Annotated in this window: 14 protein-coding genes; 7 read left to right on the forward strand and 7 right to left on the reverse strand. The window is 63.2% G+C overall.

From position 1 onward, the window contains the following. On the forward strand, positions 1-921 hold a 921-nt coding region (gene iscB, locus QOL82_RS22380; protein WP_283444538.1), incomplete at its 5' end, for an RNA-guided endonuclease IscB. Positions 922-988: 67 nt separating this feature from the next. Continuing rightward, entirely contained in the window at positions 989-2,371 is a 1,383-nt protein-coding gene (locus QOL82_RS22385) for a phospholipase D-like domain-containing protein (protein ID WP_283444539.1), read from the forward strand. A 6-nt stretch (positions 2,372-2,377) separates the two neighbouring features. On the opposite strand, the gene QOL82_RS22390 is transcribed toward QOL82_RS22385, so the two are convergent. From QOL82_RS22390 to QOL82_RS22415, 6 genes are all read right to left on the reverse strand, one after another. Then, the gene (locus tag QOL82_RS22390) at positions 2,378-3,616 is read right to left on the reverse strand and encodes an AMP-binding protein (RefSeq protein ID WP_283444540.1); all 1,239 of its coding nucleotides are present in this window, start codon (positions 3,614-3,616) and stop codon (positions 2,378-2,380) included. Positions 3,617-3,618: 2 nt separating this feature from the next. Next, on the reverse strand, positions 3,619-4,005 hold the full coding sequence (gene pyp / locus QOL82_RS22395; RefSeq protein WP_283444541.1) for a photoactive yellow protein: 387 nt from the start codon (positions 4,003-4,005) through the stop codon (positions 3,619-3,621). 211 nt (positions 4,006-4,216) lie between these two features. Then, the gene (locus QOL82_RS22400) at positions 4,217-4,531 is read right to left on the reverse strand and encodes a hypothetical protein (protein ID WP_283444542.1); all 315 of its coding nucleotides are present in this window, start codon (positions 4,529-4,531) and stop codon (positions 4,217-4,219) included. A 109-nt stretch (positions 4,532-4,640) separates the two neighbouring features. Then, positions 4,641-6,194 carry an HDOD domain-containing protein gene (locus tag QOL82_RS22405; protein ID WP_283444543.1) on the reverse strand — a complete coding sequence of 518 codons (1,554 nt, stop codon included), beginning with the start codon at positions 6,192-6,194 and terminating at the stop codon, positions 4,641-4,643. 100 nt (positions 6,195-6,294) lie between these two features. After that, positions 6,295-7,731, reverse strand: a complete 1,437-nt coding sequence (locus QOL82_RS22410; RefSeq protein WP_283444544.1) for an NAD-dependent succinate-semialdehyde dehydrogenase — start codon at positions 7,729-7,731, stop codon at positions 6,295-6,297. Positions 7,732-7,831: 100 nt separating this feature from the next. Continuing rightward, on the reverse strand, positions 7,832-8,191 hold the full coding sequence (locus tag QOL82_RS22415; protein WP_283444624.1) for a DUF1304 domain-containing protein: 360 nt from the start codon (positions 8,189-8,191) through the stop codon (positions 7,832-7,834). Positions 8,192-8,450: 259 nt separating this feature from the next. Between QOL82_RS22415 and QOL82_RS22420 the strand changes: the two genes are divergently transcribed. The 3 genes from QOL82_RS22420 to QOL82_RS22430 all read left to right on the forward strand — a co-directional run bounded on the left by QOL82_RS22420 (position 8,451) and on the right by QOL82_RS22430 (position 10,572). Then, entirely contained in the window at positions 8,451-8,852 is a 402-nt protein-coding gene (locus QOL82_RS22420; RefSeq protein ID WP_283444545.1) for a hypothetical protein, read from the forward strand. A gap of 342 nt (positions 8,853-9,194) precedes the next feature. Next, positions 9,195-9,617: a VOC family protein gene (locus tag QOL82_RS22425; protein ID WP_283444546.1), complete on the forward strand. Its 423-nt coding sequence runs from the start codon at positions 9,195-9,197 to the stop codon at positions 9,615-9,617. A 10-nt stretch (positions 9,618-9,627) separates the two neighbouring features. Beyond that, complete coding sequence (locus QOL82_RS22430; protein ID WP_283444547.1) at positions 9,628-10,572, forward strand: dihydrodipicolinate synthase family protein; 945 nt, start codon at positions 9,628-9,630, stop codon at positions 10,570-10,572. A gap of 114 nt (positions 10,573-10,686) precedes the next feature. Here QOL82_RS22430 and QOL82_RS22435 read toward each other — a convergent pair whose 3' ends face one another. Next, positions 10,687-11,610 (reverse strand): hypothetical protein, encoded by a 924-nt coding sequence (locus tag QOL82_RS22435; protein ID WP_283444548.1) that lies wholly within the window; start codon positions 11,608-11,610, stop codon positions 10,687-10,689. Positions 11,611-12,096: 486 nt separating this feature from the next. On the opposite strand from QOL82_RS22435, the gene QOL82_RS22440 reads away from it, so the two are divergent. Together QOL82_RS22440 and QOL82_RS22445 are read left to right on the forward strand one after the other, a co-directional pair. Beyond that, positions 12,097-12,843, forward strand: coding sequence for an N-acyl amino acid synthase FeeM domain-containing protein (locus QOL82_RS22440; RefSeq protein WP_283444549.1), 747 nt, complete (start codon positions 12,097-12,099; stop codon positions 12,841-12,843). A 196-nt stretch (positions 12,844-13,039) separates the two neighbouring features. Next, complete coding sequence (locus QOL82_RS22445) at positions 13,040-16,009, forward strand: putative bifunctional diguanylate cyclase/phosphodiesterase (RefSeq protein WP_283444550.1); 2,970 nt, start codon at positions 13,040-13,042, stop codon at positions 16,007-16,009. Positions 16,010-16,014 lie beyond the last annotated feature (5 nt).

The raw sequence follows: 16,014 nt of genomic DNA on the forward strand, positions 1-16,014 counted from the left end.
GCGCTGAGCACGGAACTGGTCCGCTTCGACATGCAGGCCATGGAAAACCCCGGGATATCCGGCGTCGCGTACCAGCAAGGCACGCTGGCCGGCTACGAGTTGCGCGAGTACCTGCTGGAAAAATGGGGCCACAAGTGCATCTACTGTGACAAGGAAGGCGTACCACTGCAGGTCGAGCACATCCATGCGAGAGCAAACGGCGGAACTGACCGCCCGGGCAACCTTGGCATCGCCTGTCAGCCATGCAACCAGAAAAAGGCGGCTCGCGACATCAAGGCGTTTCTGAAGAAGGATCCGGCGCGGCTTACAAGCATTCTGGCGCAGGCCAAGCGGCCGCTGAAGGATGCGGCTGCAGTCAATGCGACAAGGTGGGTCTTGCTCAACCGCCTGAAAGCCACCGGGCTTGCCGTCGAAGCATGCTCCGGCGGGCGGACCAAGTTCAACCGATGCCGACTGTACCTGCCCAAGACCCATGCGCTTGATGCGGTGTGCGTCGGGGATGTGGCTGCTGTGGCAGGTTGGCGTCGACCTACGCTGGCCATCAAGGCAACGGGTCGTGGCGCCTACCAGCGCACCCGCTTGGACAAGTACGGCTTCCCGCGTGGTTACCTGATGCGTGAAAAGTTCGTCAAGGGATTCCAAACCGGCGACATGGTCCGTGCGACCGTCACAAAGGGCAAGAAGATCGGGACCTATGTAGGCCGGTTGGCAGTACGAGCCTCTGGCAGCTTCAACATCCAGATGGGCAAGGAAGTGGTACAAGGAATCGGCCATCAGTACTGCACCATGGTGCAACGCGCAGATGGCTACGGTTATTGGTTCAACATGGATAGCACTATTTCAGCGGGTGCCGGGCACGCTTCGCGTGCTGCGCTATCCCTCCCCGGCATGAATGCCGGGATATCTCGCGCAAAAGCCTGATGAAGCGTATCCCGACAAGGCAGGCCGGGCCGGATATCCGCCGCATGCGCGCCCTGGCGGTCCGACATTGACCATCCTTCATATTCCAGGCTGGCTATCGGTGCATGGCCTGGTCGTGGCGCTGGGCCTGCTGATCTATGTACTGAGCAGCCACGCGATGCAGAAGCGGCGCGACCCGACCGCCGCCATTTCCTGGGTCTTGGCGATTGCGCTGATTCCGTACCTGGGGCTGCCGCTGTACCTGCTGTTCGGCAGCCGCAAGCGGCTGCAGGCGCGCAATCTCAGCATCAAGCCCATGCCGCCGCCGGAACCGCTGCCGGCCGACGCCTGGCCGCGTCAACTGGCCGCGGCGATGGGCCAGCCGCCGGTCGAGTCCTACGGCGGCCTGCGGGTGCATGCGGAAGGCCGCGAGGCGCTGCAGGCCTTGTTCGAGGTGATCGACAGCGCGCAGCATGCGCTGTCGCTATGCACCTTCATCATTGGACGCGACGCCATCGGCAATGCGGTGCTGGCACGACTGGCCGCGCAGGCGCAGCGCGGCGTCAAGGTGCGGCTGATGGTCGACGGCTTCGGCCGCCTGCTGGGCGGCCGCCTCAGCCTGCATGAACTCAAAGCCGCGGGCGTTGAAGTGATTTTATTCGGCCCGGTGCTGCGGCTGGCCGGCCGCAGCCGGCCCAACCTGCGGAACCATCGCAAGATCGTCGTCGCCGATGGCGTCCGGTTATGGTGCGGCGGCCGCAACTTTGCCGCCGAATATTTCGAAGGCGCGGAGGGGCGCCCGCCCTGGCGCGACATTTCCTTCGACCTGCATGGGCCGTTCGCCGCGCAGGCGCTGGACCTGTTCAACAGCGACTGGGCCTATGCGAACGGCGCCGCCCGGCCGCCGCGGCGCATGGTGGCGCCGGGACCGGATGAACCGTACGCGCAACTGATCGCGTCCGGCCCGGACCAGGCCGACGACACCGTGCACAACCTGCTGGTCACCGGATGCTTCAAGGCGCGCACGCAGATCGTCGCGGTCACGCCGTATTTCGTTCCCGGCGAAGCGCTGCTGATGGCGCTGGTGCTGGCCGCGAGGCGCGACGTGGTCGTCGACCTGATCCTGCCGGCGCATTCGAACCATCACCTGGCCGACTTCGTGCGGCACCGGGCGCTGCGCGCGCTCGCCGCCGCCGGCGGCCGTATCTGGCTCACGCCGTACATGCTGCATGCCAAGGCCATGGTGATCGATGGCGACCTGGCCATGTCCGGCTCGGCCAACCTCGATTCGCGCAGCATGTTCCTGAACTATGAACTGATGGTCGCCTTCTATGCGCCGTCCGACATCAGGCGCTTTGCCGAAGTGCTCGACGCGCACCGCGCGGCGGCCGTGCCCTATCGCGCCGGCAAGCCCAGCCTGTGGCGCGACTTCACCGAAGGCCTGGTGCTGTGGCTGGGTTTCCAGCTGTGAACACGGTCATCCGCGGATCAGCCAGTCGGCCGGCTTGCCCTTGGCATCGACCGGCAGCGCGGCGCCGAATGAAAAGGCGCGCGGACGTTCCGGCGCGGTAAGCCGCGCGCCGGCCCAGGCGTCCAGCTTCGCATGCAGTTCAGCCGGGTCGGCCGCCGCATCGCGCGGCACGACGAAGGCCTTCAGGCGGTTGCCTTCCGCCGGGCGCATCAGGCGCACGCTGGCGTCGAGCACGTCGGGATGCAGCAGCAGTTCGCGCCGGACGCGGGCCGGAAACACATTCATGCCCCCGACCTGCACCGCCTGGTCGATGCGCCCGGTAGGCACGAAGCGCCGCTCGTCCAGCCAGGTCAGCCTGTCCTGGCATTGCCGGACGGCGTCATCGCCGTCGCGCAGCAGGCCGGCCCCGTCCACGCCGGCGCGCCGCCAGAAGGAAAGCAGCTGGTAAGGCGCTTCATGGTCGAAGCGCCAGCCGATGCCGGCCGTCTCCGAGCTGCCGTAGACTTGCAGCAGCCTGGCTAGGCCGGCCTGCTGCAATGCCTCGCTGATCTCGTCGGGGCAGGGCGCGGTCGATGTCGCGCCGGTCACGCCGTCCGGGAAAACGCGAACGGCGCGGACCGCCGCGCGCCAGAATTCAGGATGGCCGATCACCAGGTCGCCCTGGCGCAACTGCTGGCCCAGCGACGCGGCCGAGCCGGACCGGAGATCGATCACATCGCCGGCCGCCAGGCCCAGCGCCGCCGGCAGCAGCATCGTGAAGAGGAAGCCATAAATGTGATGGCTGGGCACCGCCGACAGGATGCGGCGCGTCCCCTGCAGCAGTGGCGCGATCTCGCGCACTTCCTGCAGGAGCGCATCGAGCTCATGGACGCAGCTCTTGGGAATGCCGGTGCTGCCCGAGGTGCGGAACGTCAGCCGGTGGGAAAAGCGCGACAGGCTGGTCTGCGCGATCTGCGTCCATTCGCCCAGCGTCAGCCGCACGAGCAGATAGTCCTCGATGCCTGACTCATGCATCTGCAGGGCGTCCGCCAGCGCGCTGGCCACGCCCATCAGCTCCAGCGAGTCGGCGCCCAGGTCGCGGCCGATGTGCAGGTCGGCTGGCCACGGGCGCGGCGGCAGCGCCGGCCCGGTCAGCCGCATCGCGGCGAGTTCGCCGGCGACCAGGTCGGCGACGAAGCGCTGCATGCCTGCCTCGTCGTCCCACCAGGCGGCGCCGGCCCCGGCGTTGTCGCTCGCAACGGGCATGGTCAGATCCGCTTGACGAAGATCCAGAAATTGCCGCCGCTCAGCGCCTTCTTCATGTGGACTTTCACCTTGGTCGGCTTCATCTGATAATCGAACACATACTCGAACATGGTGTTGAGGTTGTTGTCCCGCACGCCGGCATCGAAGACGCCCTTGAACGACGGCTTGGACGTGCAGGGCGCGACATCGCGGAAGAAATTCTTGCCGATCACGGCAGCAGGAGAACGGCCTGTAATGGCGCCTTCCGCCGCGTTATAACGCAGCACCTTGCCCGTGCCGTCGAGTTCGATCGCGCCAAACGCGAGCTTGTCGATATCCTTTTCGGCCATCCGGTTCAGCACATTGTCGATGTCCGCCTTGTTAAAACCCACGAGGTCCATGTCACCCATTTTTTTCTCCTTGATTGGTTGGGGGCAAAGTAGAGAAACCACGCATATTAATGCCGCGCGGAAACTATTAGACCGGATTGATTGCACTGTGTCAATACTATGTCCTGAACATTTCATGGACATTCTGTTGTATTACTTCGTTCGATCGCAGCGTACGGACGAAAAAAAGCCGCGGAATCCGCGGCTTCGATGACTAGGGGTCAGTTGCGCATTATTTCTTGACGGCGTCGATCTTGGTCTCGTTGCTGTCTTTCTTGGCTTCGGCGATCTTCTTTTCTGCCTTGCTGTGCGCCTTGGCCTTGGTCTTTTCGGCTTTTGCATCTGCCTTGACGACCGCTTCCTTCTCATCCGCCTTGGCCTTGACGACCTTTTCGCTGGCCTTGGCGTCGGCTTTCTCTACCTTGGCATCGGCCTGGACGGCGGCCTTGGCGGATGGGGCGGTCGTGGTCGTGGTGGTGGTGCCTGCCTGGGCAAATGCGGCGCTTGCGAACAGGGTGGCTACGGCCAGTGCGATCAGATTTTTCATAATGCCCTCGTTGAGTGGTTAAGCAGTTTGCCTGCCCCTCCACTAACGCCGCCCGGATACGCCAGTTGACGCCAAACGTGTAAGCGTTCGTTACGATTCTGTCACGATGTTACCGGGCCGAAATGCGGGCAATGACCTGCGCCTTGATCATCTTGATCACCGCTGTCTCTTCCGGCGTCACGCCTTCCGGCGCGGTGACGTCCCGATCGGCGTACAGGTAGCCGATCGGCGTGCCGCCCACCACCAGCGGCAGGATGATGAAGCTGCGCGCCTCGGGCAGCATGGTCCGGTGCCAGACCGGCAGCAGGGACGCGATCTTCATCGTCGATGCATCCGAAATCAGCAGGTCGGCATTGTTCTGCAGGGACAGGAAGAACAGGTCCTTGTTGCCGGCGGCCGCATAGGCGAAGCCGCGCTGCAGGCGCGGCGTGGCCGCACCCAGCGCCAGCCGCGACTTGTACAGCCCGGTCTGCACGTCCCGCAGGCAGATGGTGGCATAGCGAAAGCCCATGCCGGTGTACACCGTTTCCAGCGCGAGGAACATCAGGTCATTGAGTCCGCCTGCGCCGCTGGCAATCATTTCCGAGATGGCCTGGGCGCCTGCCATCAGCATTTCCCGTGCGCGCACCGGCTTGCCGCTCGGATGACGTTCGTCGGCCGCGGGCTGTCCCGGGGCTTCCAGCCGCAAATCCGCCAGCGGGTCGGGCGCGGTGGCGACGGCCGCGGCGACCGGCGTCGCGGCCGCCGCGGCGGGGGCTTCCTCGTCCTCGCTCTCGGCGAAGGTGATATCCGAATTGCTGGTCAGCGCCATCGCTTCGTCGGCGACGCCTTCCAGCAGTTCGGTCAGGGTTTCATCGTCCAGGTCCAGCGCCGGGCCGAAGCGGGTCAGCAGCGCCTTGCGCTGCGCCGGCTCGCCGGCGGCGCCGCGGCGGGACAGCATGGTCGCCAGGGTGGCGCTGAACGCGGCGACCTGCTGCATCCACTCGCTGCGCGACCTGGCAGGCTTGAGCACGCCGGCCGGCAGCGGCGCCAGCGAATGGACGATGGAATCCGGGATGTTCCAGCCGCGCAGCACCGATTCGGCAAGCGCGTCGAAGCTGCAGCCCAGCACGCGGGTCGAGGCCAGCGCGGGCGAAATGCCTTCCGATTCGCTGAGCGCGGCGATCTCGCCGTACAGCTTGTGGTCGTGCGCGGCGACCACGAGGCGGCCCATGTTCTTGAACAGCGCCGCCACCGCCGCTTCCTCGGCATCCTTGAACTGCGTGCGCCGCGCCATCTCGCGCCCGATGACGCTCGCGCACAGCGCAAACGCCAGCTCGTTGCGCACATGCTGGCCCCTGCGGCCTTTCATGCCGTCGACCAGCAACATCGCCAGCGCGCTGGTCTTCACCGTCTCGAAGCCGAGCAGGAAAATTGCGCGGGTGATGGTCGACACCGGCGCGCCGCTCGCGGTGCGGTAGCAAACGGTGTTGGCCAGGCGCAGCACCTTCTGCGTCAGCGCCACGTCATTGAGCAGGAAGGAAGCCAGTTCCTGCACCGAGTCGCCTTCGGACGACGCCATGCGCACGACCTCGGAAACCGACTTGCCCATCGCGGGCAGCTCGCCGTAATCGCTCATGCGCCGCAGCAGGGCGTCGCGGGTGTCGGTGCCGGATGCGGTCATGCGCTCTTTCGGATCGGTTGTGTGGCGGCGGCAGCTCCCGCGCACCGGGGGCGGCACGCGGGACCGGGTTGCGGACCTTGCGGCCCGCAACGGCGGCGCATCAGGCGTTGAGGATGGAGATCGACCTGGTGTTGAGGTAGGCTTCCAGCGCTTCCGGACCGCCCTCGGAGCCGTAGCCGGAATCCTTGATGCCGCCGAACGGCATTTCCGGCCATGGCGCGGCCGGCTGGTTGATCCACAGCATGCCGACCTCGAGCCGCTGCGCCAGCAGGTGCGCATTCTTCAGCGAGCCGGTGAACGCGTAGCCGGCCAGGCCGTAGGGCAGGCGGTTGGCTTCGGCGATGGCCTCGTCCAGCGTGTTGAACGGACGGATCGCCGCCATCGGGCCGAACGGCTCTTCGTTGAACACTTTCGCGTCCAGCGGCACGTCGGTCAGCACGGTCGGCGCGAAGAAATTGCCGACGCTGCCGATGCGCTCGCCGCCGGTCACGATGCTGGCGCCGCGCTGCACCGCGTCGCTGGCGAATTCGGCCATGGCCGTCAGGCGCCGGCTGTTTGCCAGCGGGCCCATCTGCGTGCCGTCGGTGCTGCCGTCGCCAACCTTGAGGCTTTGCGCGTGCTTCGCCAGCGCGGCGGCGAACTCATGGCGCAGGCTTTCATGCACCAGGAAGCGGGTCGGCGAGATGCAGACCTGTCCGGCATTGCGGAACTTGGCGCCGCCGGCGGCCTTGACCGCCAGTTCGACGTCGGCATCCTCGGCCACGATGACAGGCGCATGGCCGCCCAGTTCCATGGTGACGCGTTTCATGTGCTGGCCCGCCAGCGCAGCCAGCTGCTTGCCGACCGGGGTGGAGCCGGTGAACGTGATCTTGCGGATGATCGGGTGCGCGATCAGGTAGCTGGAGATTTCCGCCGGATTGCCGAATACCAGCCCGAGCACGCCCGCAGGCAGGCCGGCGTCGAGGAATGCCTGTGCCAGCGCGGCCGGTGCTGCCGGGGTTTCCTCGGGCGCCTTGACGATGATGGAGCAGCCGGTCGCCAGCGCCACCGCGATCTTGCGCACCGCCTGGTTGATCGGGAAGTTCCAGGGCGTGAATGCCGCCACCGGGCCGACCGGGTCCTTCAGCACCAGCTGCCGCACGTTCAGGTTGCGCGACGGGACCACGCGGCCGTAGACGCGCAGGCCTTCTTCGGCGGCCCATTCGATGATGTCGGCCGAGGCCATCGCCTCGATCTTCGCTTCGGCCAGCGGCTTGCCCTGTTCCTGGGTCAGCAGCGCGGCGATGTCGACGGCGCGTTCGCGCATCAGCGCGGCGGCGCGGCGCATGGTCTTGCTGCGTTCCGCGGCCGGCACGTCGCGCCATTGCAGGAAGCCTTTCTGTGCCGCGGCCAGCGCACGGTCGAGGTCGGCGATGCCGGCATGCGCGACGCGGCCGATCTCGCTGCCGGTTGCCGGGTTCGACACGGCCAGCGTGCGGCCGTCGGCCGCGTCCTGCCATTGGCCGTCGATCAAGAGTTGGGTATTCGGGTAAGCCATGCTGGTGTCTCTCCTGGTTTAATTTTTCGGGGGTTCGTGCTGTCAGCCCCTGATTATAAGCAAGCGGGCGATCAAGGGTGGAAGCCGTCGGGCGACGGCCTTAACGAATCAGCAGCAATGCCAGCCCGATCGCCGCCGGCAGCGCCTGCACGAACAGTATTTTCCGGCTCGCGGTGGCGGCGCCGTACAGGCCGGCCGCCAGCACGCAGAGCAGGAAGAACACTTTCACGTCATGGCCGGCCGGCCCCAGGCTCAGGCCCCAGAACAGGCCGGCGGCGAGGAAACCGTTGTACAGCCCCTGGTTCGCCGCCAGCACCTTGGACGCGGCCGCCGCCGCCGGGGTCTGCCCGAATGCGCGCAGGCCGGCCGGCTTATCCCACAGGAACATCTCCAGCACCAGGATATAGACATGGATCAGCGCGACGAGACCGACGACGATATTGGCGAGGATGGCGATCATGGACATGGTTGCTCCGTTGCGCAGCGGACAGGTGAAAGGAAACAGTGGCGGTGATTCGGAACGGCAGGGTCGATTGTACGGCCCGATGATGCATTCCCGGCAAGCCTGTCCCCGCACGGCCATGCATGCGACGGGACATTCCTGACATTCCTGACAATGTTGACACACTGCTGTGACAATCCGCGCCCAGAATGCGCACTGAAGGACGAAGCCCGCGGCGCAATGCGCGGGCCAGTCTGAACGCCAGGAGGACCCATCGATGAAACAGGAAAGAGGACTGCCGCCGGACCGTCACGCGCAGTCGGACCATGACATCCCGCAACTCGTCGCCCAGCTCTATTCCGAGGCGTCGCCGCCCGAGAAAAGCCGGCTGCTCGAACTGCTGGTCCGGCCGCTCAACCTGCTGCCGCTGTTTGCGCTGGCCGACGGCGTCTTCGCCAGGATATGGTTCCGCAACGGCCAGGACCGGCTCCATATCCGGGTCGAGGACGCGCTTGCGGTCTCGGCCAACGACGTCGCGACGCTGGTCGCCTATGTCCAGCAGTCCAGCGTCGAAGTGCTGGACGGGCTGATGCAGATCATCAATGCCTCGCCGGTGCTGGCCGGGTCCGCTGCGGCAATCCTGGTCATGCTGGTGCTGAAGCGCCGGCGCCGTGCATAACGCGCTTCCTCTCTGCCAGGGGCATCGATCCGGCAGACCAGCCGGTTTGCGGCCGGGTTAAGTCGGCAGCGCGCGCCTTGCGCATCGCAATGCCACGGCGACATCCCAGGTGGATAAGGGACAGCCGCTGCCATGCCATTGGCGTGGCGGCCGGCCTGGGTCAAAACATACGTGATGATCGACGCTGGGATCGGCAGCCTTCTTGCGAGCAGGGCCGTGTACGAAGATCGCTGAACATGCGCCGGTGGCACGGTCATTCCGCGGCGCCCGGGCCCCGTGCGCAGACACTATAATGACCCGACCCGTTCCGACCAACCCGTTCAACCTATACCGACACGAGCCATGGAATCCACACCGCTGTTTCACCTTGCCTTTCCCGTCCACGACCTTGCGCAGTCCCGTGCGTTCTATGGCGATCTGCTTGGGTGCCCGGAGGGGCGCAGTTCCGAGTCCTGGGTCGACTTCAATTTTTTCGGTCACCAGCTTGTCGCACACCTGGCGCCCGATGAAACCCGGCCTGCCGCCAGCAACGCGGTCGACGGCGACGATGTCCCGGTGCGCCACTTCGGCGTGATCCTGTCGATGGACCAGTGGCATGCGCTGGCGGACAAGCTGAAGGCGGCCGGCACGCGCTTCATCATCGAGCCGCACATACGCTTCAAGGGCCTGCCCGGCGAGCAGGCGACGATGTTTTTCCTCGACCCGTCGGGCAATGCGCTGGAGTTCAAGGCATTCGGCGACATGGCCCAGGTCTTTGCAAAGTAAGGGGACGGGCATGGCGACTTTCAATGAATCCGCGGCGGGCGTCTACCTGATCACCGTGACGCCGTTCGCCAGCGACGGCGCGCTGGACCTCGACAGCACCGACCGCATGGTCGACAGCTACCTCGAGCGCGGCGTCGACGGCCTGACCATACTCGGCATCATGGGCGAGGCGACCAAGCTGACCGCCGACGAGTCGCGCCGCTTTGCGCAGCGCGTGATCGACCGCGTCGACGGCCGCGTGCCGGTCATCGTCGGCGCTTCCGCGCCCGGCTTCGCGCCGATGCGCGAACTGACCGCTGCGGTGATGGACATGGGCGCATCGGGCGTGATGGTTGCGCCGGCGCCGAACCTGCGCACCGACGACCAGATCGTCGCCTATTTCGACATGGTTGCCGAGACCCTGGGCCCGGACGTGCCGTGGGTGCTGCAGGATCACCCGGTGTCGACCGGCGTCCAGATGTCGACCGGCGTGATTTTGAAGATCATCGGCAACAGCCCGACCTGCGTGATGCTCAAGCACGAGGACAGCCCCGGCCTTGCCAAGCTCAGTGCGATCCGCGCCGCCAGCGCGCGCGGCGATGTGCGCCGCGTCGCCATCCTGGCAGGCAATGGCGGTGGCCTGTTCCTGCCGGAAGAACTCACCCGCGGCGCCGACGGCGCGATGACGGGCTTTGCCTATCCCGAGATGATGGTCGGCGTCTGCCGCGCCCATGCGGCCGGCGACATCGAGGCCGCGCATGACATCTTCGACGCCTACCTGCCGCTGGCGCGCTACGAGCAGCAGACCAACATCGGCCTCGCGGTGCGCAAGCACATCATGGCCGACCGCGGCATGATCGCATCGGCCACGGTGCGCAGGCCCGGGCCAGCCTTGTCGGCAAGCGATATCGCCGACATCGCCCGGCTGACGCGGCGGCAGGAACGCCGGCTGGCCGAACTGGGACGGCCGTCCTGATGCCATTGCCGGCGACGCCGAAGCGGCGCTGCCGGCGCGCTGCAGGGTCCGGTTTTCGGGACACAGCGCCTTAGCGCAACGGCGGCCCGGGACGCTGCGTCGCCGGCTCCCGGGCTATCCGGCGTTGCGCAGCGTCTCGTAGTCCGCGAACGACTGCTTCAGCGTTGCATGGTTGAGCAGCATCTCGGCCTTGAGCCGTTCACCGCTCTTGTCATAGATGCGGCTGCGGACCCAGTACGACTCGGTGCGCTTGCTCTCGGACAGCGCAACGACTTCCCGCCGGATCAGGTAATCTTCTCCGACGAACAGCGGCCCATCCACCATGCGCAGTTCCTGGTCGGCGAAGAGGCCGACCACCGGCTGCTTCACCGGGAACTGCGCCAGCGGCGTGGTATACCCGGCGAGCACGCTGATCATTTCCAGGGGGATGATGGCCCGGCCCCACGGCGACGATGTCCCGTCCGAATACCAGGGCGAGTTCTCGGTGATGCGGGCGAGTTTCTGGTTCAGCGAAAACGGGTAGAGCTTGCCCATATGCTGGTTCGCGTCCATCCGCACCGGCTCGTCCTGCGCGCCCGTCATGCCGACATGCAGGTCCGACAGGATCACCAGCTTTTCCGGCGGACGCAGCTGCGCAAGCCGCTGTTCGAGCAATGAGGTCCCATGGTCCGGCCCGATGCTGGCGCTGGCTTCGAGCACCGGCGTGCCATCGGCCTTCTCGGCCCAGGCGCGTGCCCGTCTTGCGCCCGGCGTGGCAAGTTCGACAAAGGCGCGGACCGATTCGCCCTCGACCACCATGTTCTGGAAATGCGCCGAGAAGCAGCCGCGCTCAAACCACGCATCGCCCCACAGGTGCGCGAGCAGCGGGACGAACTGGCTGAAATGCGTCGGCCCCTCGATAGGCCCGGCGCGGAACCCGAGTTTTTCCGCCATCGCGTCGTCATGGATGGACGTGTGGCCGCTGTATTCCTGGTCGGCCAGCATCTGGCGAGGCTGGCGCAGCGGGCCGCAGAGGAAGAGGGGGGTGTCGAAATGCATTGCTGTCTCCATTAGTTATTGGAACGAAAAACCGGATTATTTCAGACATGCGAAGCAATGGATCATTTAATTTCCGAGGAGAAAATTTAAGCTGAGTCCCATGCTTTTGCACTGAATCGGATTTGCAAGAATATTGATTGATGGAAATTAATTTGCATGTTGATGGGCAAAAGAAATTAAACCGATCTGTTTTCAGTCGTCCATCCAACCGCGCATTTATTTCCTATAATCAATTTAATTTCCGATAGGAACTAAAACGGCTAAGATGATGATTATAAGAAACTTTCTTGATAAAATTTGTTTGTATAAATCATTTACATTGGAGTAATATTACTCAAGAAAAACGTTAATCAGGTGCAACGACATTCGATGTTAACTCGTCTGGCGAATAGGCAGCACCGTAGCCTGAACTGATTAACCTTGTGTATGTGCAATATGTTGTTTTAGGGAAATTTCTTTCTTCCGTTTCACAAAAGGGTTCAGGCCATGATCATCGCTACGCAAGTTTCGTCCAAAACAGCAACTGCGCACCAGTTTGGATTCCGAGGCCACGATCATGCGATGAAGGAAGAGTCCCTGCCTTTCACCATACGGGTTGTCAGCAACATACGCGACCTGGAAAAGGCGGTACGGATCAGGCACGCGGCTTACATGCGTCATGTTCCAGGGTTCGCCAATGAATTAACCCTGCCCGAGAATGCTGATTCCGAGCCTGGCGTCGTCGTGCTGCTAGCTGAATCGAAGCTGGATGGTTCGCCAATCGGTACGCTCCGCATTCAGACTAACGATCACAAGCCGCTGACCCTCGAACAATCCGTCGCTTTGCCTGCCACCCTGAGCAAGCAGCGGCTCGCGGAAGCAACCCGCCTTGGCGTGACCCAGGAGCGCGTCGGCCGGATGGTGACAATAGCCCTGTTCAAGGCTTTCTTTTCGTATTGCCGGCAAAATCGTATCGACCAGATGGTTATCACTGCGCGTTCGCCGGTCGACCGTCAATATGATCGTCTGTTGTTTACCGATGTTTATCCGGAGCTGGGGTATATCCCATTCAAGCATGTCGGCAACATGCCACACCGCGTGATGTGCCTCAACGTTAATGACGCAGAGCGCCTGTGGACGCAAGCGCGACATCCGCTGCTTGGTTTTATTCTTCATACATTTCATGAAGATATTAACGTTGTGGGAACCAGCCTTTACGAAGCAAGCTTGGAGAAGAGCCGAAACGCTGCCTGATAGGCTGCATTTGCTGGCTTGCCTTCAATATAGCTTCCTGAAGCACGCCAAAATGCCGGGTGCTGATGCCTGCGGGTAATTGCAGTGATGATAACTGCCGGTTGTTTCTTTTTCTTTACATTAGTACCTCATTAAGTTACCCTGTGGAAATTCTCCACGAACGATGTGGTACCCGGGGTAGAGGGAACCGAAAGAAATGATCAAAACTTCGGCATTTTATAAGCTGTTGAAAAACGATGCCCGTATTGATCCGGACAAGGTGCTGAAGTTTTTCAGCGCGTATCTGGTTCCTGTGGCGATCGGCATCGTTTCGCTGATCGCACTGGTTTTTTGGGAAAATCACTATCCGTCCGACGGTGGCGAGGTGCTGCCCCTCCAGGTTTTCAAGCAGACAAGCGCTGAACTGGCGCCTGCCGCTGCCCTCCGCCTTCTTGCCGACCAGCCGGTAGTACGGCATTTCGATACCCGTCTCTCCGAAAAGCCATTCTGGCTTAGCTTCTCGGTATCGCCACGTGGGCCAGGAGCGCCAGTCTCGATCGAGCTTCCGTCGCGTCACTCCAATACCGTGGTTTGTTGGGACGGCGCTACACTCCAGGAGTTGGGAAGGGCCGACCGGCTGAACGTTTCGGGCTCGATACTTCCAGTAAGAGCCGGTTTCTCCATCGCATTTCCCGACCTCCCGGCCCAAAAGAAGGTGCTCTGCCAGGCCACCTACACCGGGCCAGCGCGCATCTCCGTGATGCAGTGGGATACGGCACAACTGGATCAGGGAGCGCGCGCATTCGACCGTATGGCGGGGCTGCTCGACGGCGGGCTGATCGTGCTTGGAATGTTTGTGCTGATCACGGGATTAATCAATCGCGAGAGTACTTATATAGTATTCGCGGCGTGGTTATTGGCGAACCTGCGCATGGCGGGGCTGTCATCCGGGTGGGATGTCCAGTGGCTTGGACACACGGTGCCGGTCGAATGGCTGTTCCATGCCCGCGCCTTGACGATGGCGACTTACTACACACTGACGGCCGCGCTGTTTCGCAATCTATTCCGCGATGAACTTTCAAAGATCGGGCATGCACGCTTACTAAGCGTCACGGTATGGAGCTGTCTGCCAGTCATGCTGTCAGCGTTTGTGCTGCCCTATCACCTGTTTCTGCCTGTCGTCTGGATTTCCACCGGCATCGGCATCGGCGTCCTGGTCTTTTTCCTGAGCCGCATACTCGTGCTAACCCGTTCGCCGGTCGCCATGTGGTATGGCGCGTCGCTGGGCATCACGCTGGTGGCAAGTCTCTACGAAGTGATATCGGCAGCAGTTGGTTTCAAGGGCCTGATCGGCAGCATCAACAGCGTCACCGCGGCGCTGTCGTCCAGCCTGCTTGCCGCGCTGGCCATCGCCGCCCAGCTCCGGATGAAACATCAGCAGTGGCTCGAGGCGCAGGCCGAACTGCGGCATACCTATGAAGCGATGCCGATAGGCTTGTTCACACTGAATAACGCCGGCCAGTTTATCAGCGTCAACCCTGCCATGCGCACCATGCTGGGCATCCACGATCTGTCGCCGGGACGCAACACCTGGGACGCTTACTTTAACGAAGGCGCCTGGCCGCACCTGCACAGGCTGGTGCATTCGCAAAGCAACAGCGAACTCGAGATTCGCTGCAAGAATATGCCGGGACAGGAGGAAAAGCGTTTTCTGGTCAAGGCTACGCTGGCGCGTGGGAAGATCGAAGGCTCGCTGCAGGATATTACCGAGCGTTCGAAAGCAACTGAAGACCTGCAGTTCATGGCGAACAACGATCCCTTGACCAAGGTATTGAACCGGCGCGGGATCGATACCGTGCTCGAACTGGCGATCATCGCGATTCCAGCCGGCATTCCGGTGGCACTCGCATATCTCGATCTCGACCGTTTCAAGCTGATCAACGACCTTTACGGTCATCCGGCAGGCGACGAGATTCTGAAGCAGGCGTGTGAGCGGATGGACGCAATGCTGACCGGCGGGCAGCGGATCGGACGCGTCGGCGGCGACGAGTTCGTAATCGTTTTTCCGGGCACGCCGATTGCCGCGGCGTCCTGGGTCTGCCGCGGCATCGTCGACGCCATCAGCGCTGCTCCGTACCGGATCGGCAACAAGGCATTCCAGGTCAGGGTGTCCATCGGCCTGATCGAACTGAGCGCAGGCGTCAAGCTGAAGGACGCAATATCGAGCGCGGACCGCGCGTGCCGGGAAGCGAAGTCGGCGCCGGACGGTTTGGTGGTCTATGAAAAAAACGCCGCTGCATTTCACGAACGCGAAGCCGAGTTGAAGCTGGTGGAACGCTTTGCCGGCGCCAGCGCGCCGCATGGGCTGTTTGTCGACATGCAGCCCATCATGTCGTTGAAAAATCCCCACGCGTCGATGAATTTCGAAGTCCTGCTTCGGATGCGCGACACGGACGGAAGCATCATTCCGGCAGGGCGCATCGTGCCGGCCGCCGAAGGCAGCGGCCGGATCGGCATGATAGACCGCTGGGTGCTGTCAAACGTGCTGGCCTGGCTCAATGTCAACCAGGACAAGCTCGACCGCACCCAGTTCGTCTGCATGAATCTGAGCGGGGCCTCGCTCAACGACGAGCGCTTCGTGCAGGACGCATTCGAGATGCTGGAGAAGAATCGGCGCGCTGCAAGCATGCTGTGTCTTGAAATCACCGAAAGCGTGGCGCTGCACGATCTTGCCAACACGCGCCGCTTCATTGACCAGGTGCGGAGTTGTGGCGTCAGGATCGCGCTGGACGATTTCGGCGCTGGCTATACCTCGTTCTCCTACCTGAAAGACTTGCCAGCCGACGTGCTGAAAATAGATGGCAGCTTTATCGTCAACATGAATGCGCACCCGGCCAACGTCGCCATCGTCGAAGCCATTGTCAGCCTGGCGACCAACCTGGGCATGAAAACCATAGCCGAGTGGGCCGAAGATAACGCTACCGTGCAGACGCTGGTCGAAATCGGCGTGGACTATGTGCAGGGCTATGCGGTCGCGAGGCCGCAGACGCCGGATCGCATCCTGGCAGCGAGTTCGGCTGCGAGCTTCATCCAGGACGCCGACCTGAAATCCTACGTCCGGGCGCTGAGCGCAGCGTCGGACGCGGCGCTCGGCTACCCCGCAGTCAGCCTGGTATCAAACCGTTGATGTCC

Origin of the sequence: Noviherbaspirillum suwonense, from assembly GCF_900182955.1 — a bacterium.
Taxonomy (GTDB): Bacteria; Pseudomonadota; Gammaproteobacteria; order Burkholderiales; family Burkholderiaceae_D; genus Noviherbaspirillum_A; species Noviherbaspirillum_A suwonense.

Bases quoted from the DNA above. Each gene is read 5' to 3' on its own strand.
- QOL82_RS22400 (WP_283444542.1), bottom strand. From the start codon at position 4,531: ATGAAAAATCTGATCGCACTGGCCGTAGCCACCCTGTTCGCAAGCGCC.
- QOL82_RS22425 (WP_283444546.1), top strand. From the start codon at position 9,195: ATGGAATCCACACCGCTGTTTCACCTTGCCTTTCCCGTCCACGACCTT.
- QOL82_RS22405 (WP_283444543.1), bottom strand. From the start codon at position 6,194: ATGACCGCATCCGGCACCGACACCCGCGACGCCCTGCTGCGGCGCATG.
- QOL82_RS22440 (WP_283444549.1), top strand. From the start codon at position 12,097: ATGATCATCGCTACGCAAGTTTCGTCCAAAACAGCAACTGCGCACCAG.
- QOL82_RS22410 (WP_283444544.1), bottom strand. From the start codon at position 7,731: ATGGCTTACCCGAATACCCAACTCTTGATCGACGGCCAATGGCAGGAC.
- QOL82_RS22390 (WP_283444540.1), bottom strand. From the start codon at position 3,616: ATGCCCGTTGCGAGCGACAACGCCGGGGCCGGCGCCGCCTGGTGGGAC.
- QOL82_RS22415 (WP_283444624.1), bottom strand. From the start codon at position 8,191: ATGATCGCCATCCTCGCCAATATCGTCGTCGGTCTCGTCGCGCTGATC.
- QOL82_RS22420 (WP_283444545.1), top strand. From the start codon at position 8,451: ATGAAACAGGAAAGAGGACTGCCGCCGGACCGTCACGCGCAGTCGGAC.
- QOL82_RS22430 (WP_283444547.1), top strand. From the start codon at position 9,628: ATGGCGACTTTCAATGAATCCGCGGCGGGCGTCTACCTGATCACCGTG.
- QOL82_RS22445 (WP_283444550.1), top strand. From the start codon at position 13,040: ATGATCAAAACTTCGGCATTTTATAAGCTGTTGAAAAACGATGCCCGT.
- QOL82_RS22435 (WP_283444548.1), bottom strand. From the start codon at position 11,610: ATGCATTTCGACACCCCCCTCTTCCTCTGCGGCCCGCTGCGCCAGCCT.
- pyp (WP_283444541.1), bottom strand. From the start codon at position 4,005: ATGGGTGACATGGACCTCGTGGGTTTTAACAAGGCGGACATCGACAAT.